General features: G+C 59.8%; 17 protein-coding genes and 1 pseudogene. 14 read left to right on the top strand and 4 right to left on the bottom strand.

The window, feature by feature from the left end:
* Nucleotides 1-4 precede the first annotated feature (4 nt).
* Nucleotides 5-1,594 carry an aldehyde dehydrogenase (NADP(+)) gene (locus CIC12_RS21300; protein WP_168666831.1) on the top strand — a complete coding sequence of 530 codons (1,590 nt, stop codon included), beginning with the start codon at nucleotides 5-7 and terminating at the stop codon, nucleotides 1,592-1,594.
* Between the two features lie 96 nt (nucleotides 1,595-1,690).
* Here the strand turns inward: CIC12_RS21300 and CIC12_RS21295 are convergent, their stop codons facing one another.
* Both CIC12_RS21295 and CIC12_RS21290 read right to left on the bottom strand, forming a co-directional pair.
* Nucleotides 1,691-2,632 carry a LysR family transcriptional regulator gene (locus CIC12_RS21295; RefSeq protein WP_168666702.1) on the bottom strand — a complete coding sequence of 314 codons (942 nt, stop codon included), beginning with the start codon at nucleotides 2,630-2,632 and terminating at the stop codon, nucleotides 1,691-1,693.
* Nucleotides 2,633-3,166: 534 nt separating this feature from the next.
* Entirely contained in the window at nucleotides 3,167-3,973 is an 807-nt protein-coding gene (locus tag CIC12_RS21290) for an aldolase/citrate lyase family protein (RefSeq protein WP_168666700.1), read from the bottom strand.
* 179 nt (nucleotides 3,974-4,152) lie between these two features.
* On the opposite strand from CIC12_RS21290, the gene CIC12_RS21285 reads away from it, so the two are divergent.
* From CIC12_RS21285 to CIC12_RS21225, 13 genes and pseudogenes are all read left to right on the top strand, one after another.
* Complete coding sequence (locus CIC12_RS21285) at nucleotides 4,153-5,103, top strand: IclR family transcriptional regulator (RefSeq protein ID WP_168666698.1); 951 nt, start codon at nucleotides 4,153-4,155, stop codon at nucleotides 5,101-5,103.
* 203 nt (nucleotides 5,104-5,306) lie between these two features.
* Nucleotides 5,307-6,653: an MFS transporter gene (locus CIC12_RS21280; RefSeq protein ID WP_168666696.1), complete on the top strand. Its 1,347-nt coding sequence runs from the start codon at nucleotides 5,307-5,309 to the stop codon at nucleotides 6,651-6,653.
* Nucleotides 6,654-6,690: 37 nt separating this feature from the next.
* Entirely contained in the window at nucleotides 6,691-7,551 is an 861-nt protein-coding gene (locus tag CIC12_RS21275; protein WP_168666694.1) for a fumarylacetoacetate hydrolase family protein, read from the top strand.
* 1 nt (nucleotide 7,552) lies between these two features.
* Nucleotides 7,553-8,356, top strand: a complete 804-nt coding sequence (hpaH, locus tag CIC12_RS21270) for a 2-oxo-hept-4-ene-1,7-dioate hydratase (RefSeq protein WP_168666692.1) — start codon at nucleotides 7,553-7,555, stop codon at nucleotides 8,354-8,356.
* Between the two features lie 14 nt (nucleotides 8,357-8,370).
* Nucleotides 8,371-8,757: a RidA family protein gene (locus CIC12_RS21265; protein ID WP_174772130.1), complete on the top strand. Its 387-nt coding sequence runs from the start codon at nucleotides 8,371-8,373 to the stop codon at nucleotides 8,755-8,757.
* 29 nt (nucleotides 8,758-8,786) lie between these two features.
* Nucleotides 8,787-9,653 (top strand): amidohydrolase family protein, encoded by an 867-nt coding sequence (locus tag CIC12_RS21260; protein WP_168666688.1) that lies wholly within the window; start codon nucleotides 8,787-8,789, stop codon nucleotides 9,651-9,653.
* A gap of 47 nt (nucleotides 9,654-9,700) precedes the next feature.
* On the top strand, nucleotides 9,701-10,726 hold the full coding sequence (locus tag CIC12_RS21255; RefSeq protein ID WP_168666686.1) for an amidohydrolase family protein: 1,026 nt from the start codon (nucleotides 9,701-9,703) through the stop codon (nucleotides 10,724-10,726).
* 12 nt (nucleotides 10,727-10,738) lie between these two features.
* Entirely contained in the window at nucleotides 10,739-11,587 is an 849-nt protein-coding gene (locus CIC12_RS21250; protein WP_168666684.1) for an amidohydrolase family protein, read from the top strand.
* A 59-nt stretch (nucleotides 11,588-11,646) separates the two neighbouring features.
* Nucleotides 11,647-12,504, top strand: coding sequence for an HpcH/HpaI aldolase family protein (locus CIC12_RS21245; protein ID WP_168666682.1), 858 nt, complete (start codon nucleotides 11,647-11,649; stop codon nucleotides 12,502-12,504).
* Nucleotides 12,476-13,402 carry a phosphate ABC transporter substrate-binding protein gene (locus tag CIC12_RS21240; protein ID WP_238812773.1) on the top strand — a complete coding sequence of 309 codons (927 nt, stop codon included), beginning with the start codon at nucleotides 12,476-12,478 and terminating at the stop codon, nucleotides 13,400-13,402. Before CIC12_RS21245 ends, CIC12_RS21240 begins: the two co-directional genes overlap by 29 nt.
* 107 nt (nucleotides 13,403-13,509) lie before the next feature.
* Entirely contained in the window at nucleotides 13,510-14,535 is a 1,026-nt protein-coding gene (locus tag CIC12_RS21235) for a porin (RefSeq protein WP_238812771.1), read from the top strand.
* Between the two features lie 90 nt (nucleotides 14,536-14,625).
* Nucleotides 14,626-15,915 carry an MFS transporter gene (locus CIC12_RS21230; RefSeq protein ID WP_238812769.1) on the top strand — a complete coding sequence of 430 codons (1,290 nt, stop codon included), beginning with the start codon at nucleotides 14,626-14,628 and terminating at the stop codon, nucleotides 15,913-15,915.
* Between the two features lie 67 nt (nucleotides 15,916-15,982).
* Nucleotides 15,983-17,257 (top strand): annotated as a pseudogene (locus CIC12_RS21225) (aldehyde dehydrogenase family protein).
* Between the two features lie 118 nt (nucleotides 17,258-17,375).
* Here the strand turns inward: CIC12_RS21225 and CIC12_RS21220 are convergent.
* Both CIC12_RS21220 and CIC12_RS21215 read right to left on the bottom strand, forming a co-directional pair.
* A complete protein-coding gene (locus CIC12_RS21220; protein WP_168666678.1) occupies nucleotides 17,376-17,648 on the bottom strand; it encodes a DUF4148 domain-containing protein in 273 nt (90 codons plus the stop codon).
* A gap of 165 nt (nucleotides 17,649-17,813) precedes the next feature.
* Nucleotides 17,814-18,299, bottom strand: coding sequence for a DUF262 domain-containing protein (locus CIC12_RS21215; protein WP_168666676.1), 486 nt, complete (start codon nucleotides 18,297-18,299; stop codon nucleotides 17,814-17,816).
* Nucleotides 18,300-18,458: the final 159 nt, after the last annotated feature.

Genomic DNA, 18,458 nt, shown 5'->3' with positions numbered 1-18,458 from the left:
TATGATGGAAATTCGCGGCGAAGTGATCATTGGGCAGCGTGCGTTCAAGGCGCGCGGCGGCGACGTGTACGCAATCGCAGCGGCTTCGGGCGAGCGGCTCGAACCCGCCTTCGGAGGGGCGACGAACGACGATGTCGAACAGGCTTGCGGGCTTGCCGAACAGGCCTTCGACGCCTATCGGCAATTGCCTGACGAGCAGCGCGCAAGCTTTCTCGACGCGATAGCTGCGCAGATCGTTGATCTTGGCACGGCGCTGACCGAGCGCGCACACCTGGAGACTGGATTGCCGCTCGCGCGCCTGGACGGCGAGCGCATGCGTACGGTCGGCCAGCTCAAGCTGTTCGCGAGCATCGTGCGCGACGGCCGCTGGCATGGCGCGGTGATCGACAGCGCGCAACCGCAGCGCACGCCGCTGCCGCGCCCCGATCTGCGGCTGCGGCGCATCGGGCTCGGCCCGGTCGCGGTCTTCGGCGCGAGCAACTTCCCGCTGGCGTTTTCGGTCGCGGGCGGCGATACCGCGTCGGCGCTCGCGGCGGGCTGCCCTGTCGTCGTGAAGGCGCATCCGTCGCATCTCGGCACGTCCGAGCTGGTGGCGCGGGCGATCGCGAAAGCCGCACTGGACACGGGCATGCCCGAAGGCGTGTTCTCGATGGTGCTCGGCGACGGCGTGGCGATCGGCGAGGCGCTGGTGCGGCATCGGGCGATCCAGGCGGTCGGCTTCACCGGCTCGCGGCAAGGCGGTCTCGCGCTGCAACGGATCGCGCAGAGCCGTCGCGAGCCAGTGCCGGTCTACGCGGAAATGAGCAGCGTCAACCCGGTGGTGGTGTTGCCCGCCGCGTTGGGCGCGCGCGGTGAGTCGATTGCGCGCGAGTATGTCGACTCGCTGACGCTCGGAGCAGGGCAGTTCTGCACGAAGCCCGGTCTGGTGTTCGCGCTCGAAGGCCCGGCGCTCGACGCGTTCTGCGCGACGGCCGCCGAAGCGCTGAGCGCAAAGGCCGCGACGACGATGTTGTCGCCGAACATCCACGCTGCGTACTGTCGCGGCGTCGAGCGATTGAGCGCGCGCGACGGCGTGACGAAGCTGGCGGCGAGCAAGCCGGCGAGCGGCGCGAATGAAGCTGTCGCGGTGTTGCTGCGCACCGACGCGCAACGCTTCCTCGCCGACGAAGCGCTTGAAGACGAAGTGTTCGGACCGAGTTCGCTAGTCGTTGCGTGCCGCGACTTCGATGAGTTGCAGCTCGTCTTGTGCCGTCTGGCGGGACAACTGACCGCGACTGTCCAACTCGACGACGACGACCACGCGCTCGCGCGCAGGCTGCTGCCGACGCTCGAACGCAAGGCCGGCCGCGTGCTGTTCAACGGCTTCCCGACGGGTGTCGAGGTGAGCTACGCGATGGTGCATGGCGGACCGTTCCCGTCGACATCGGATAGCCGCACGACTTCGGTCGGCGCAGCGGCGATCGACCGTTATCTGCGGCCGGTCTGCTATCAGGCGGTGCCCGATCCGCTGCTGCCCGAAGCGCTGCAGTCGGACAATCCGCGCGGGATCTGGCGGCTCGTGGATGGACAGCTGACTCGCGAGCAGAGCGCGTAATAGCACCAGGCCTCGCTGCGTTTGATCAGTGCGCGGCCCGATCCGACTTGTTGCGGGTCGGGCCGTGTCGAGTTTATGCGTTCGCGTGTGCGTGAGTTATGCCGTCGGCGCAGCGTGCAAGCGCGTGTTCGGCCATGCGCCGTCGTTGACGAGTTCGGCGGCGACCTCGCGGACTATTTGCGCGACATTCCAGACGCCCGCCGGCTTCGCGCGATGCTGCGGCCACGCGATCGCCACCTCGCGCTGCACAACGGGGCCGGTGAGTGGAAAGCACTTCACACGTCCCGCCGCCACCTCTTCGATCACCGCTGCGGCCGGCAACACGGTCGCGCCGCAGCGCTCGACGACGAGGCGCTTCGTGATCGAAATCGAGCCGTCGCATTCGAGCGCGATGTTCGGCGTGAATCCGTGCCGTGTCGCGAGCGATTCCACCAGCACGCGCAGGCCGTGATGCGTGCTCGGCAGGATCAGCGGCACCTGCGCGAGTCCGCTGACGGGGAACGGGCCGTCCGGCACAGGCGAGTCGGACGGCGTGACGAGGCACACCTGCTCGGATAGCAGCCTGTCGAAATGGCTCGCGCCCGGATGCTCAGGCACATACATCACGGCGAGATCGACGGCGCCGTCGTTGAGCGAGCTGAGGACATGCGTCGCGAGGCCTTCGATAAAGCGGATCCGCGTGGCCGGATAACATGCCTTGAGCCGATGCCCGAGCCGCCCGAACATCACGCGGGCGATCGTCGGCTGCGCGGCGATCGAGAGCGTCGCGGGTCCGCGCTTGCCGCCGTCCTGCATCGCGATACGCGCTTCGTCGAGGGTTTTCTCCATGGCTTGCGCATAGCCGAGCAGCTGCTCACCGTGCTCGGTCAGCCCGACACCACGTCCGCTGCGGCGAAACAGGCGCACGCCGAGTTCCGCCTCGAGCGTACCGATGCGCCGGCTTACGGTCGACTGGTTCGCGCCGAGATCCAACGCGGTGCGCGAGATGCTGCCGGATTTCGCGACGCGCGCGAACAGTTCGAGATCGTCTGAGTTCATGGCTGTGCGTTACGAGCGTCGGCGGTTGATGCACCGATGGCGACTCAATCATGGCGAAGCGGTCGATTGTAGCAAGTGGGGGGCGCCCTTCCGCGAGCGGATTCGGGTGAGGGGAAGGTGATTGGCCTCGCTATTCGCGCGGGCCGTGCGGTGGTTCGAGTCGTGTCCACTCTGCCCGATTCGCTTGATCACTTCGTCGCCTTGGCTACATCGCCCACAGAAAGACAATCGTTGGGAAGACTCACCGTGATTTGACGCGCGACGGGAAAGTACGATTGCACCGATCCCTCGCCTTGGGCTCAGTCCGCGATGACCTGAAAGGCGCAACAGTGTATCCACCGTCTCGATCGGGAAACCTCGCGCATAAACGGTCACGCGTGTCTGGTCGACGCAGGTAATGCTGGCGCCCGTGATTTGTCGCGGCGCATCCCTTAGAGTCTGCAGGGTCTCGCTTTGAGTTTGCTCAGACTCCTGATCAATGCCGCAGTGCAGGTGCTCGCACACCATGCGGTTTCCTCCTCACCCCGATGGCAACTAGTATCCGCCGGTTCCGCTCTTCTTCGTTTCGTCGACGTTACTGCTGTAACTCATCAGCAGTTTGTGCGCCGCCATGCTCAGGAGGCTAACGTCCGTGCCCACAGCGACGAACGTTGCCCCGGCAGCCAGATACTCCCTTGCATAGGCCTCGTCAGGCGCGAGCACGCCAGCCGCCTTGCCGGCTCGCCTGACTGCATCGATGCCGTTGCGAATCGCCTCTCGAACTGGTTCGGCACCTCCTTTACCTAACAATCCCATAGAAGCACTCAGGTCCGCTGGACCGAAAAACACACCATCAACACCATCAACGTCCGCAATCGCGGCGAGATGACTCAGTCCAGTGACCGTCTCTACTTGAACCAGCACGCAAAGTTCATCCGCAGCATGTTCCAGATAGCCAGGAATGCGATTCCAGCGCGACGCCCGAGCAAGCGCCGCTCCCACGCCACGCACGCCGAGTGGCGGGTAGCGTGTGGCTGCAACGGCCTCGCGCGCCTGCTCGACCGTATCGATCATTGGCAGCAGCAGGGTCTGCGCGCCGATGTCCAGCATCTGCTTGATGATGGCCGTGTCGCAGCGCACTGGACGCACGACGGGATGAGAGCGATATGGTGCCACCGCCTGCAACTGCGCGAGAGTGCTCCGCAGATCATTGGGTGCGTGCTCGTTGTCGACCAGAAGCCAATCAAAGCCCACTGCCGCCAGAGATTCCGTGACATATGGGTCAGCAAATGCTGCCCAAAGACCGAATTGCGGTGTGCCTTCTGCAAGGGCGCGTTTAAAAGTATTCGTAGGGAGATTCATGCTCATCCTCGTAAGCCAGACGTGTCAGCGACCGACGCGTTCCAGGCGCAAAACAGAGCGCAAAACAGCGTGGGGGTACTAGCGCAATTATCTTGTGTTCGCCCCCCGGTGAGCGCGACACGAGCCTTGCCAAGAAGTTTTCCGCACGATAATGTCCACCCTGTGGAAATTTCTTTGATATGTCCGGCAGCATGCAAAGCCCGCCTGGCGACCTGCCGGGTTCAAGGGCAAAGTCATGCTGTCGTGCGACTGCCATCAACAGACGGACACGAATCTTGAAGCGAGCATCGCGCCAAACCACCAACAACGACGCCCCCTCCGTCAACGCAAAGACAACGGATGAAGAGTCTGGCAGCGTGCGCGTGATTTCCCGCACATTCCAGGTGTTACGCATCCTTGCGCTAGGCGGTGAACACGGTGTTCGAATCACCGACGTCGTCGCCTATTCGGGGCTGAGCCACCCCACTGTGCATCGCATTTTGCAGACGTTGATTGCCGAGGGGGTCGGCGAACAGGACCCCGCTACAAGGCGCTATCGCGTAGGGCCAGAAATCAGCCTGCTGGGGTTGAGCCGGCCTGCGCATTTTCCAGTGCGCACTGCAGCCGATCCTTACCTCACGGAGTTGGCGAATGAGTTGGGCGACACGACATTCCTCACGATTCGCGCGGGTTGGGATTCGGTGGCCATCGATCGAAAGACCGGCTCGTATCCGATCAAGGTGCTGGCAATCGACGTTGGCATGCGGCGTCCGCTCGGCGTGAGCATTGCAGGCGTGATGCTGCTTGCGACGCTGCCGCCCGAGGAGGCGGACCACATCTGCAATATGAATGCGGGGCGCTTGCCTGCCGAGGCGCCGCCCATGGAAACAATCCGCGCGCGGATCGATGCCGCGCGGCGTGACGGCTATGCGTACTCAGACGACGGCGTCCTGAAGGGTACCCGGGCACTGTCCATCCCAGTGTTCGATGCAGACGGTGAGGCGATCGCCGTCATCGCCGTCGCGGCAATGGCCGAGCGGCTCGCTGAGCCGGAATTGCCGCGCATCGTCAAAGCGATGCGCAGCAAGGCCGCGCTCATCACGAAGCGTTTGACGGAAATGCAACGCCCGGCTCGCTCCCGCTCCCGCTGACGAACGACGGACGGAGTGGGCGTGCGCGCTTCGGCGCAAAAAAATCCACAGGGTGGACATTCAAGCGGTTTCGTTGTGGCTCACGGTTTCCCTCCGTGGAATCATGAAGTCACATTGATTGACGCAAAGCAAAGTTGAAGCGTGACAAGCCGCCGTAGGGGCGGGCTATCGCGACATTCACGGCTGCGTCGGAGGAGACCCGCATGAATGACACCGCCACTGCCCCGTATACGCCTGCGCAACGGCTGGCGATCATCGTGTCCTGCATGCTGGGCTTCGCACTCGATCTCTACGACGTGCTGATCATGCCGTTCCTCATGCCGTCGATCCAGCGTTCGATGCATATCGAACTCGGCGAAGTCGCCAGCATCACTACTGTGACGCTCATCGGGTCGGTTATCGGCGGTGGCGTGTTCGGTTGGTTCGGTGATCGAATTGGCCGAAAATCTGCGCTGCAATGGACTTTGGTCGTCTTCGCGCTCGCCTCGGTCGGTTCTGCGTTTGCATGGAATTTCCTTTCGCTTCTCGTCCTGCGACTGATCGTTGGGATCGGGCTGGGAGGCGAGTGGGGCGCGGGTATGGTGCTCTTCAACGAGACATGGAATCCGCAACGGCGCGGCTTGGGCACGGCGCTCATCCAGGGGTCGGCCACGATCGCGGCAGCGGGCGCATCGATAGTGGGGCTCTGGGCAGTCGGCACTTTCAGCGTCGACTGGGGTTGGCGCATCGGTCTGCTGACCGGCGGCGCGCCGGTCATTCTTGCCGTGCTGATCCGATTTGGTATGCCTGAGTCGCGTGCATGGCAGCAATACGATCGCGCGAGACGGGCGGGCTTGTCGGAGCCGCGCGGTAATACTTTCGCTGGCATGTTCAGCGGCCGCCTGCGCTTCATCTCGATCGCGGCTGCGCTTTGGCTCACTGCCTACATGTTCTGCTACTACGCAATCGTCATTTTCGTGCCGAGCTTGATGTTGAGGGTACTCGACACTCCGCCTGACGTAGTGCGTACGGCGACCGTGACGGCGGCATTTGTCGGCAGCATTAGCTACATCGCAATGGGTTGGCTCAACGACCGGCTGGGCCGCCGCTTCGGCGCAATCGTGCCGGGTGTGTGCTGGCTGGCGGCCTTGGGCATTCTGTTCGTTGCGCCTGACGCGCGCTATGCGGGTTCATATCTGAAGTGGCCTATCTTCTGGCTGCCGATCGTCTTCGCGATGGGTAGCAGTGCGCTCGGCGTGGTCGGCGCATGGCTTTCCGAGCTGTATCCAATCGAAGTGCGTGCTACAGCGGTATCGACCATCTATATGTTCGGGCGCGCTGCTGGCAGTTTGGCACCGATTCTCGTGCCAGTGGCTGCCACCCTATTCGACCACAGCCTGCCGCGCGGAATGCTGGTCGCGCTGCCGGCAGCCGCCGTCTTCCTCATCTTGTCTTTCGCCCTGCCCGAGACGCGCGGACGCCATCTTACGACCGGCGCAGATGCAGCGGCGTCGAACCGCAAGCCGATCGCGAACGACGGATCGCTTTCGCATATCGGCCACGGTCATTAGAACCGCTTATTCACTTCTTCGACTCACAGGACTGTTTATGAAACTGCTTCGCTTCATCTTGCGCACCGGCGACGCCACGCCTCGTATCGGCGTGTTGCTCGACGACGGTATCGTTGAACTGAAGGGTATCTCTACGCTCGACGCCCTGCTTGCTGCGCCGGATGCGCTTGTGCTTGCGCGTCGCGAAATCGATGCAGCCGGGGCCGTACGTCTGTCGCTCAACAATGTTCAACTGCTCACGCCGCTCACTGCGCCGGAAAAGATCTGGTGCATTGGCGTGAACTACAAAGAGCGTAACGAGGAGTACAAGGACAACTCCGACTTGCCGCGTTATCCGAGTCTTTTCGTGCGCAACGTTGGCTCTTTTGTCGGCCACGATCAGCCGCTGATTCGCCCGCGCGTATCTGAACAACTCGATTACGAAGGCGAACTCGTCCTTGTGATCGGCAAGGCAGGGCGACATATTCCGCGCGAGCGCGCGTTCGAGCACATTGCGGGCATGACGCTCGCCAACGAAGGTTCGGTGCGCGACTGGCTCAAGCACGGCAAATTCAACGTCACGCAGGGCAAGAACTTCGATTCCTCGGGGAGCCTCGGACCGTGGATCGTGACTGCCGACGAATGCGATCCGGGCGCGGAACACACCATTCGCACGCGCGTGAATGGCGAACTGCGTCAGGAAGATACCACCGCGCGCCTGATGTTCCCGTTCGATGCGTTGATCGAATATCTCAGCACGTTTGCGACGCTCAAGCCGGGCGACATGATTCTGACGGGCACGCCGACCGGCACCGGATGGCGTCAGAATCCGCCGGCATGGCTAGCGCCGGGCGACATTGTGGAAATCGAGTCGCCAACGATCGGCACGTTGCGCAACGGCATTGCCCAGGAGGCCTGACATGTTCGCACCCGAGCTGATCCATCGTCTCGCGCAATCTCTCGAAGACGGCGAGCGTAGTCGCCAACCCGTCGATATTTTCTCTATTGCGCATCCGGACATCACGATCGAAGACGCGTATGCCGTTCAGGCCGAATGGATGCGCATCAAACGCGAGAGCGGGCGGAAGGTCGTGGGCCACAAGATTGGCCTCACATCGAAAGCAATGCAGGTCGCGGTCGGCATCGACGAGCCCGATTTTGGCGTGCTGCTCGACGACATGGTGGAGTACGACGGCGCTTCGATCGATACATCGCGTTTTCGCTCACCGCGTATCGAAGTCGAACTGGCGTTCATTCTCGGCAAGCCGCTGTCCGGTCCGGACTGCACGTTGCTCGATGTACTCGACGCCACGCGATATGTCGTCCCGGCGCTGGAAATTCTCGATGCGCGCTTGCATCGCGTCGATCCGGCAACGGGCAAGGGTCGGAAAGTCATGGACACGATCTCCGATAACGCTGCCAATGCAGCGCTCGTGCTGGGGGCGCGCCCATTCCGTGTACACGACTTCGATCTGCGCTGGATTTCCGCTCTGTTGTATTGCAACGGGCGCATCACGGAAACCGGTGTTGCAGCCGGTGTACTCGGCCATCCGGCGCTCGGCGTGGCATGGCTCGCCAATCGCCTTTCCAGGTATGGCGAAAGTCTTGCTGCTGGCGAAATCGTACTCGCAGGTTCGTTCACGCGAATGATCGATGTGGCAGCGGGAGATGTGATCCACGCGGACTACGGTCCATGCGGCTCGATCTCATGCCGCTTCGTTTGATGAGGGGAAGAATAATGGCTTGCCGTAAAAGCATTTATCTGGCCGGATTCAAACACAAGAATCCGATTCCGAACGCGTGCGTAATCGACGGACTTCTGATGTCGGGCGTCGTTCTCGGCGTCGATCCGGCGACGGGTGATATGCCCGCCACGCTCGAAGCGCAATGCGCGAATATGTTCGACCACGTGCGCGCGATCGTCGAAGCGGCTGGCGGAACGCCTGCCGACATCATCAAGATGACGGTCTGGCTGCGCGATCCCTCGCAGCGCCAGCCTGTGAATGACGAATGGCTCAAGCTCTTCCCCGACCACGACGATCGGCCCGCGCGCCACGCCTTGCCGTTGACCGCGGAAGGTCCGTCGCTCGTGCAATGCGATGTGACGGCCGTATTGCCCCGATAACTTAGCTGGACGACTCAGGAACACCTGTCATGGCCGATTACCTTCCGTTCGATCCCAACCCGCGCACTCCGTCGAAAATGCCGCCGCCTCTGGCGTGTGACAGCCAGTTCCATGTATTCGGTCCCGCCGAACGCTATCCGGTGCTGCCCGGCGCCGCGTACGAAATGCCGAACGCGACGATCGATCTGGCGCTGCGGCTCCATTCCATCCTTGGCTTTACGCGCGGTGTGATCGTGCAGGCGACCACGTATGGCGCCGATCATCAGATCGTGCTCGACGGACTCGCGGCGGCCGGCCCGAACTATCGCGGCTGCGCGAATGCCGTCGTACTGAAGGAGCGCGATGACGCGTACATCGCCAAACTGCACGACGCAGGGGTGCGCGGTGCGCGCTTCTCACGCGCGGGACTTGGGCCTGCGATGGATGCCGAAGACATCGAACGAGCCCTGGCACGTGTGAAAGAACTTGGCTGGTATGTGAAAGTGCAGCCGGAACCAGCCGGCATTGCATCGACGATCGAGCCGTTCCGTCACTTGGACGTTCCGCTCGTGATCGACCACATGGGACGCCCGAATCCGGAAGCCGGTGACGCTGATCCGTCGCTCAAGGTTGTCCTCGAAATGCTCTCAGAGGGCAACACGTGGACGATGCTTTCACTCGGCGAGAAGATCACAAAGGCAGGCCGTCCATGGGACGACGTGCTGCCGATCGCGCACAAACTGGTGGAAGCCGCCCCGCATCGATGCATCTATGGAACGGACTGGCCGCATCCGGTGTCGCCCAAACAACCGCCGAACGATGCCGATCTGCTCGAATTGCTTTATCGCTACATCCCTGACGAGGCGATTCTGAAGCGCGTGCTGGTTGATAATCCCGCTGAACTGTTCGGGTTCTGATAGATTTTTTGCCCAGTGTTCCCGCAGGGCGAACCAAGGAAGACAACATGATCATCGATTGCCACGGCCACTTTACGACTGTGCCTGCATCGTTCAAGAACTGGCGCGCGAAGCAGGTCGAACATGCGAACGATCCGGCCAACGCGCTGTCGCGCGATGCCGCCTTTGTTAGCGATGACGAGATTCGTGAGGCCATTGGCAATGGTCAGCTTAAGTTGCAACGCGAGCGCGGCAGCGACCTCACGCTGTTCTCGCCGATCGCGGGTTTGATGAGCCATCATCTGGGTAACGAGCGCACCAGCATCGAATGGGCCGAACTCTCAAACGATCTCGTTCATCGTGTGACGGAACTCTATCCGGACAACTTCGCGCCGGTTTGCCAGTTGCCGCAATCGCCGGGTGTGGCGCCGGGCAATTCGGTTACGGAGTTGCGTCGATGTGTCGAGGAGCTTGGCTTCGTCGGTTGTAACCTGAACCCCGATCCCAGCGGCGGTTACTGGACCGGCAAGCCCGTGACCGATCGCGAGTGGTATCCGCTTTACGAAGCGCTCGTCGATCTCGACGTACCAGCGATGATTCACGTGGCAGCGTCATGCAATCCCTGTTTTCACGGTACAGGCGCGCACTATCTGAACGCCGATACTTCAGTGTTCATGCAGATACTGCAATCCGATCTGTTCACGGATTTCCCATCGTTGCGCCTCGTTATTCCGCACGGCGGCGGTGCGGTCCCCTATCACTGGGGCCGCTATCGGGGGATGTCGCTCGAAATGCGGGAGCGCCCGCTGGAAGGGCTGCTCGACAATATTTTCTTCGACTCCTGCGTGTATCACCAGCCGGGGGTAGAACTGTTGACCAAAGTCATTCCGGCGGACAACGTGTTGTTCGGCTCGGAAATGATCGGCGCGGTGCGCGGTAAAGACCCGGCTACAGGACAGTACTTCGACGACACGAAACGCTATCTCGATGCTTGCGAGGCATTGACCGACGACGATCGCTTCAAGATTTTCGAGGGGAACGTGCGTCGTGTTTATCCGCGCCTGGATCAGCGCCTGAAGGCACAAGGCAAATGAAACGGAAGTGTCATGACTCAAATTATAGATATTCACCCGCACATTATTTCCGACGACGAGACCCGCTACCCGCCGGCGCCTTTGTTCGGTAAGCGCTCTGAATGGTCGAAGGAGCGCCCGACTACGGTCGAGACGCTGATAGAAGCGATGGATCAGGCGGGCATCGCGAAGGCCGCAGTGGTGCACTCGTCGACAACCTACGGGTTTGACAACCGCTACGTCGTGGAGGGATGCGCGAAGTATCCGGAGCGGCTCGTGCCAGTCGGTTCTGTCGATGTTCTGCAACCGGATGCGCCGGCAACAATACGCCGTTGGATCGAGCGCGGTCTTGTCGGCTTGCGGCTATTCACCGGTGGTAGCACAAAAGCATTCGATCCCAGTGTTCTGGAAGATCCGCGCACGTTTCCTGCCTGGGAACTCTGTGCTGAACTGACGTTGCCGATGTGCATCACCACAGGCATTGTCGGACTGCCCCAGGTCAAAGCGCTCGCGAAGCGTTTTTCGGACGTTGCGATCGTGATCGATCACATGGCGCGTCCCGACCTCAAGGAAGGTCCGCCGTACAGCAAGGCGGAGAGCTTTTTTGAGCTTGCGTCGTTCGGGAACATCTATCTGAAGCTGACGCCGAAAAACTGTGAAGACGCGAGAAGCGGGTTGGCTACGCCGGAGACGTTCTTCCCGACACTCGTGGAGACATTTGGCGCGCAGCGGCTCGCATGGGGGTCGAATTTTCCGACCTCGCCTGGAACGCTCGCCGAGATTCTCGGCGTCATGCGCACGAGCCTCGAAAGTCTCAGTGCCGAAGATCAGGATTGGATACTCGGAAAAACAGCACAACGTCTGTACCCGACACTTCTTTGATGCCATGTCACGTGGTGTGCCCCGCGCCTGGACTGAAACTATAATCAGGAGAACCTTTTATGAGTGATGCGCGCCTGAACAGCATCATCCGTGCTTTCGAATCGGGCAAGCCGGCACTGACGGCCTTCGCCAAACTCGACAAGCAAACGGCCGTTGAAATGAGCGACGCGCCTTATGACGGCATTGTGTTCGAGATGGAACACAACCCCTATGATGTGTCGGCGCTCGGCGATGCGCTTCAATACATGTTGAACCGGAAGGAGATTGCCGCTTCCGGATCTATTTCGCCACGTGTGACACCGATCGCGCGGATTCCCTCTAACGGCGTTGAAATGAACCAGGCATTCGCCAAGCAGGTTCTCGATCGCGGCTGTTATGGTGTGGTGTGGCCTCATGTATCGACCGTCGAGCAAGCATACAACGCAGTGGCATCGTGCCGTTATGCAAGGCCGAAGAACGCGCCGCTTTACGAACCGAAGGGCGTGAGGGGCGATGGCCCAGGCACAGCCGCACGCTACTGGGGCTTGAGCATGGCTGACTATTACGCAAAGGCGGACGTATGGCCGCTGGCGCCGCAGGGTGAGATTCTCGTTGGCTTGATGTGCGAAAGCGTGGAGGCGATCGAAAATCTCGACGACATCCTTGCGAATGTGCCTGGCATCGGCTTTATCCTGATCGGTGAAGGTGACTTGAGCCAGCAGCTTGGCTATGCGCGTCAGTATGAGCATCCCGAAGTGCTCGGCGCAATGGGCAAGATCGTGGAGACTTGCCGCAAACACGGTGTAGTGGTGGGGCATCCGCATGTGACGGCGAAGAATCACCAGCGGGTCCTGCAGGAAGGGTATCGATTCCTGATGTCGGCGCCGTCGCGTAGTTATGGCATCGTCAATGAAACGCGCGAAATGGCTGGCTATTGATATGTCGACGACTCAAACCCAAAAGCCGACCTTGCGGGTGAATCTGGACAATCATCCGATCACACGGGCGATGAGAGATGGCCGGGTGATCTCGGATATCGTCAACCTGGATTATTGCGGTCCGTCACCCGCGCACAACGGCTTCAAGGCGATGTTGCGTGAGAACGCGTTCAATGCCGGTGAATTGGCGATCGTGACTTTCCTTCAGGCAAAGGCGTTCGGTAAGCCCTATGTGTTGCTACCAGCACCGATTCTCGGTCGGTTGCAGCACCATTGCGCAGTGTACAACTCGGCGTTTGGAGAACTTCTTCCAAAGGATATCGAGGGCAAGAAGGTTGGCGTGCGTTCGTACGCGCAGACCACTGGCCTCTGGGTTCGCGGAATTCTGAGGCATGAATACGGTGTGGATCTCGACAAGGTCACGTGGACGACGCTCGAAGACGGACACCTCGCCGAGTACGTCGATCCGCCGTTTTGCGAACGTCTGCCCAGATGCACTTCGATCGCTCAGCGGATGCTCGACGGCGAACTGGCTGCGGCTTTGCTCGGAGCACCGGACATGCCGAAGGATGCGCGTGTGCGTACGCTCATTCCAGATGCTCAGATCGCGGCCAAAGACTGGTTCGCGCGAGAGAATGTGGTGCCCATCAACCATATGTTCGTCGTGCACCAGGATCTTTCGAAGCGGCACCCGGAAATCGTGCGGGACATCTACCGGATGATCCTCGAGAGCCGCGAGCAGGCGGAGGGTTTGCCAGCCCTATTTCCACCGATCGGGCTAGAAGCAAATCGGAAAGGCCTTCAACTCGCCATCGACTGGGCTTTCGAGCAGCAGATTATTCCTCACAAGCTGAGTGTTGAAGAGCTGTTCGATGATGTGACTGGAAGCCTTGGTTGAGCGACGGACGTCGATATTTGTGAAGATCGCTTGACCCGATAGGGTCGGGCATCGATCAAATATAGGTGTACTACAAAATATAATTTAAATTGGAGACGTTGATGCGTATGGAGACGATCGGCAAAGTTCTGTTGCTGACTGCGTTGGGGTCGATAGCCGGGGCCGCCCGCGCGCAGAGCAGTGTCACTCTGTCTGGTGTCCTTGACGGCGGTATCCGGTACACCGATTCGAGCGCAGGCACGACTTATTCGACGAACAACAGAGGGTGGTATAGCTCGAACCGGGTGGTCTTCACTGGTTCGGAGCAGTTGGGCGCGGGCTGGTTTACTTTTTTTAGACTGGAAACTGGCTTCTATCTTGCCAGTGGTGCGCTGGACAACACAACCAGCCAGTTGTTCAACCGGGCTTCTTATATCGGCGTTGGAGGCCCGTATGGGAAGGTCGTCATTGGTCGGCAATTTACAATCGCGCACGATGTCACATACGACTACGATCCTTTTAACCTTCTGTACCCGACATTGATTCCGGTGTCGGGCGCGTCCGCGGGGTTTCGGGTAAGCAACGACGTTAAGTACGTCGGCAGCGTGGGTGGCTTGACGTTTAGCGCAGACAACTCGTTCGGTGGAGTCGCCGGGGAGTTCAACGATGCATCGGCGCGGAGCGTGGGTTTGCAGTACAAGTGGAACTGGTTGAAAGTGGGCGGCGCGTACGCGTACCGTTCGCTTCAGGTGGGTGCGGCCAAAGTTTATCAACCGGACAACTATTACACGTTGGGTGCTGAACTGACGTTCGGGCCAGTGCGTTTTGCTGGCGGATACATGAACGATAACCAGGTGCAGACGCAACCGATTGCCGATATCCGAACGCTCAACTACTGGGGCGGTGCTACCTATGACCTTGGTCCGAGCGTACGTCTGGGTGCGGCATATTACATTACTGATTTGCCGAATCAGAGTGGGAAGCGGAGTATCGGGATCGGGAGCATTACTTATGCGTTGTCCAAGGCGACCTTGCTCTACGCCGAAGTCGATTACACCAAGTACAGAGGAAGCTACGTGACCAACGCATCGTTGAACACCCAGAAAATCCCGCATCAGATCGGCGCAGCGGTTGGTATCAATCACTCATTCTGAGCGCCTGCAACGCCGTAAAAAATCGTGGATGCAAAAGGTGGATGTGTTGACTTGCAGATTGAAGAGCGTTGCATTGAGTCGGGAGTTTGTATGAACAGGAACATCGAGATGACCGGAGCAAATGGCTTAAGCCGTTCGTCAGCGGAAAAACCTTGGACTATTCTTGCTTTGCTTACCGTAGGCTGGTTGATCTCATTTATCGATCGCACGAGTCTGTCGTCGGCGCTGGCCGACAAGAGCTTCGTCCACGAATTTGCGCTGACGAGTGTTGAGCGAGGATGGCTGGGCTCCGCGGTGTTCTGGTCCTATGCGGCGTTGCAGCTACCGATGGGATGGGTTGTCGATCGGTATGGCGTCAAATGGCCGTATGCCATCTGCTTTTCACTCTGGTGTCTGGCCGCAGCTGCCACGGGCTTGTCCAATAGCCTGACATCGCTGATCCTTGTGCGTCTGCTCATCGGTGCGAGTGAAGCCATTGTCCTTCCCGCGAGCTATCGTTACATTGCGAACCACTTCGATGAATCGCGCAAGGGCTCGGCAACCGGTATCTTTTCTCTGGGCGGTAAAGTTGGCCCAGCGATTGGCGCGGCTGCTGCAGCCTGGTTGATCGTCGCCTATTCCTGGAAAGCCATGTTCGTGATTACGGGGATGGTAGGCATGATCTGGCTCATTCCCTGGCTGATCATGGTCAATAACGATTTTCCTTCACGCGAGCAACTTGCTGCGGCAAAACGTCGTGCGCTCAGCGTTCCGCTGCGTAATTTGTTGGTGAGTCCGGTGGTGTGGGGCGGATTCATCATGACGTTCAGCTACAGCTACTTCGTTTTCTATTGCGCGACCTGGATGCCGTCGTATCTGGTGGAGCAACGCGGGCTTACGCTGATGAGGTCGGGGTTGTACACATTTGCGAGTTTTATCTGTGTTGCGTTCGTTGCGGTAACGGCAGGATGGGCTGCTGATCGCATCATTGCGCGAGGGCGAGATGCGTTGGTTGTTCGCAAGACTTTTATCGTTGCGGGATCAATCGGTGGGATGACCATCCTGTTCGGGGCATATGCGAAGTCACAGGAAATGGCTCTGTTCTGGAACGTGGCTTCGCTGTCGCTTGTAGGGCTGACCACTGCAAACAATCTGGCCCTGTCGAAGTTGACGCTGATTCCGAAACCCGCGATCGGTCTGAACACCGGGCTGTTGACAGTTTCCACCAGTCTGGCTGGTGGCGTGTCCGCCAGCCTGTGTGGTTGGCTGCTACATATTGGTGGGAGCTATACGCTTCCGATGCTGTCCGTCTGCGTGTTCCTGGCTTTAGGGGCAGTGAGTGCCGTCGGACTGATGCGACGCGAGTGGGCTCCAAAGGTCAACGACGAAATGCCTACGTGAGTGGCCATCACAATCGAGTTCTTTGAGCGATCTGCAAGGACGATACCTTCATGCCTGTTACTGGCAAATGCTAATCGGTGGTGCTGCGGTGCGCGGCACCGAGCGTTCACAACGCGCGTTCAATCCAGCCGCGAACATGAAAATACCGGAACCGGATTTCGGATTGGGTGGCACGGTTGAAGTGGAGCGCGCCGCGTCACTGGCCGGAGATGCCTTCGATATTTGTAGGTACGTTCCACTTGCCAGGCGTGCGGAGTTCCTCGAAGTCATTGCCAGCGACATTGTGCAGATTGGTGATTAACTCATCGAGCGGGCCCATGCGGAGAGCGCCTTGCCGACACAGCGTCCGCAGGGTGAGCGTAGAGGAACCGTCGATCAGTTGCGACTCTTCGGCAAGGTGGTACGTGACGGGAGGTTTCTCAGCGCGGCGATCGATCACGCCCAGCCCGAACGTCAACCGATGCCGCGCGTGGACCTGCGCATGGCGAAAGTGCCGCTTGGCCCCGTCGCAGTGTTTGGTGCAAGCAACTTCGCACTCGCATTTCCGGTTGCAGGCTGTGATACGGCGTCTGCACTCGCGGCTGGCGCACCCGTGATCGTGAAGGCACACAGTGCGCATCTTGGAATATCGGAACTCGTCGGACGCGCGATCCAGACGGCAGTCAGAGAGATGTCACTGCCGGAAGGTGTGTTCTCGCTTTTGTTTGGGACTGGCCGTCAATTGGGCGGAGCGCTGGTATCACATCGCGCCATCAATGCGGTTGCCTTCACCGGCTCCCGACAAGGCGGGCTGGCGCTAACTCGCGTCGGCGTGGCCCGGTGGCGCAAGGCGAAAGTGCTGGAGCAAAGCCGAGCTCGGGAGGCGGTGCTCTACGTTACCCGTGGGCAGCGCTTGCTAGCTTCGCCGGATCTCCAGAATGAAATGTTCGGCCCGGCTTCGATTGTCGTTCGTGCGCGTGATTTTTGATGACATGCTGAAGGTCGCTGAGCATGTTGAGTGACAGCTTACTGTCATGCTGCAGATCGACGCAGTTGCTTATCGTAATGCGCAGCGACTGCTAGCGGTACTCGAACGCAAAGCCGGGCGCATATGGGTGAATGGTTTCCCGACCGGCGTCGAAGTCTGTCACGCGATGGTTCTCGGGGCCCTTCAACGTCAAATTCGATGTGCACGTGGGTGGGCGCATCGGCGATCGACCGCTTCATTCGGCCAGTGTGCTATCAGGACTTGCCGGATTCGTTGCTTCCGGAGGTACTGCACGAGGCAGCTCCGTTAGGACTCTGGCGTGTTGTAGATGCTGAGGTGAATGCCCCTTCGAAATCGCTGGATGCGGTTGCTTAGCTTGCAAACCACGCTACGACATATAGCGCGTCACGAAAGACCGAGCGCTGCCTCACTCGTGATGTGAGGCGGCGCTCCACGTCTTCAGATTTTGCGTCGCGCGTCTGGCCCGTACGCATCACTTTCCGGCATCAAACGTACCGTTCGATGCCGGGCCATACGCTGTACTTGTACCCGCCTGCTGCTGTGCGATCTTGGCTTCCGCGCGTTGCAGAGTAATCGGATAGAGCGATTCATTCGTGTAGGGGTTGTAGCCGGCCTTCTCGAGTTGCACCAGGCTCGCATGAACTTCAGCACGTGTAACGGGCTGGGGCGCGTTCGATTGCGCCTGTGCGAGTGCAGGGGCGACAAGTGCAGCGATGACGAGGATTGCGTTGATGAGCGTTTGCATGTTGAGCCTTCCAGGAACGTTGTTAGCCGCGAAATCAACTTTGCAGCGATGAGATCAATCTAAGGGTTATCCGCATTGGGATAAACACCTAGACCTCACTAAATCAGATTGATTTCCACAGGGTGGACAAATCGTCTATCGGCTGGTGGATAGCCGGGCAGGGCACTACGTAGGCGAGATCGTTTCTGGACAAAGGCGACTGCTTGATTGGATTGATCCTTCTTGACAATGGTCGCGGCATATCAACTTGTGGTCACCTGCGCTGACGTTTCTCGGCCGCATTCGTGAAAGGGATGGTGAGGGTGTCCACTGACATCGTGAACCGAGTAAGAACCAAAATTCAAGCAGTAGTCGATTGTTGTCATTCATTGTTTTTAGCCGCCGCAGCCCATCGATGATGTTCAGCCAGCCGTTGTCGCTTTGGTGCAGGATCAGACTGCCGAGGTAGTAGTCATGCCCCCATGCCCGTTCGAGATGGGGGGCGAGGTCATCCGCCAACTGTGCAACCTGTTCGCTGCTCCAGCGGTAAGGGCGCTGATATTCGGGCAGACGCCACCGGCCGCGTGGAATGTGATCGTGGATCTTTCCAGCGACCAGTTCTAGCAGGGACACGCTGGCGACCTTGAGTGTGGGGGGGAAGGGTCCGGTCATGCTTCAGGCGCCGCTCGCAAACGGCCTGTACCACCTTCAAACGGTCGAGTTCGCGCATGTTCAGTGTCACCAGTTCGGCTTGACGCATGCTGGGCCCCGCAGTCCGACCGGAAACGCCCAGCATGACATCCGCTGCGAAACACGACATCTGTATCTTGC

Source organism: Paraburkholderia sp. SG-MS1 (assembly GCF_012275575.1).
Classification (GTDB): Bacteria; Pseudomonadota; Gammaproteobacteria; order Burkholderiales; family Burkholderiaceae; genus Paraburkholderia.
This window is presented reverse-complemented; position numbering and strand designations above follow the sequence as displayed.

Coding starts and splice junctions, on each gene's coding strand:
- CIC12_RS21300 (WP_168666831.1), top strand. CDS start 5: ATGGAAATTCGCGGCGAAGTGATCATTGGGCAGCGTGCGTTCAAGGCG.
- CIC12_RS21295 (WP_168666702.1), bottom strand. CDS start 2,632: ATGAACTCAGACGATCTCGAACTGTTCGCGCGCGTCGCGAAATCCGGC.
- CIC12_RS21290 (WP_168666700.1), bottom strand. CDS start 3,973: ATGAATCTCCCTACGAATACTTTTAAACGCGCCCTTGCAGAAGGCACA.
- CIC12_RS21285 (WP_168666698.1), top strand. CDS start 4,153: ATGTCCGGCAGCATGCAAAGCCCGCCTGGCGACCTGCCGGGTTCAAGG.
- CIC12_RS21280 (WP_168666696.1), top strand. CDS start 5,307: ATGAATGACACCGCCACTGCCCCGTATACGCCTGCGCAACGGCTGGCG.
- CIC12_RS21275 (WP_168666694.1), top strand. CDS start 6,691: ATGAAACTGCTTCGCTTCATCTTGCGCACCGGCGACGCCACGCCTCGT.
- hpaH (WP_168666692.1), top strand. CDS start 7,553: ATGTTCGCACCCGAGCTGATCCATCGTCTCGCGCAATCTCTCGAAGAC.
- CIC12_RS21265 (WP_174772130.1), top strand. CDS start 8,371: ATGGCTTGCCGTAAAAGCATTTATCTGGCCGGATTCAAACACAAGAAT.
- CIC12_RS21260 (WP_168666688.1), top strand. CDS start 8,787: ATGGCCGATTACCTTCCGTTCGATCCCAACCCGCGCACTCCGTCGAAA.
- CIC12_RS21255 (WP_168666686.1), top strand. CDS start 9,701: ATGATCATCGATTGCCACGGCCACTTTACGACTGTGCCTGCATCGTTC.
- CIC12_RS21250 (WP_168666684.1), top strand. CDS start 10,739: ATGACTCAAATTATAGATATTCACCCGCACATTATTTCCGACGACGAG.
- CIC12_RS21245 (WP_168666682.1), top strand. CDS start 11,647: ATGAGTGATGCGCGCCTGAACAGCATCATCCGTGCTTTCGAATCGGGC.
- CIC12_RS21240 (WP_238812773.1), top strand. CDS start 12,476: ATGAAACGCGCGAAATGGCTGGCTATTGATATGTCGACGACTCAAACC.
- CIC12_RS21235 (WP_238812771.1), top strand. CDS start 13,510: ATGGAGACGATCGGCAAAGTTCTGTTGCTGACTGCGTTGGGGTCGATA.
- CIC12_RS21230 (WP_238812769.1), top strand. CDS start 14,626: ATGAACAGGAACATCGAGATGACCGGAGCAAATGGCTTAAGCCGTTCG.
- CIC12_RS21220 (WP_168666678.1), bottom strand. CDS start 17,648: ATGCAAACGCTCATCAACGCAATCCTCGTCATCGCTGCACTTGTCGCC.
- CIC12_RS21215 (WP_168666676.1), bottom strand. CDS start 18,299: ATGACCGGACCCTTCCCCCCCACACTCAAGGTCGCCAGCGTGTCCCTG.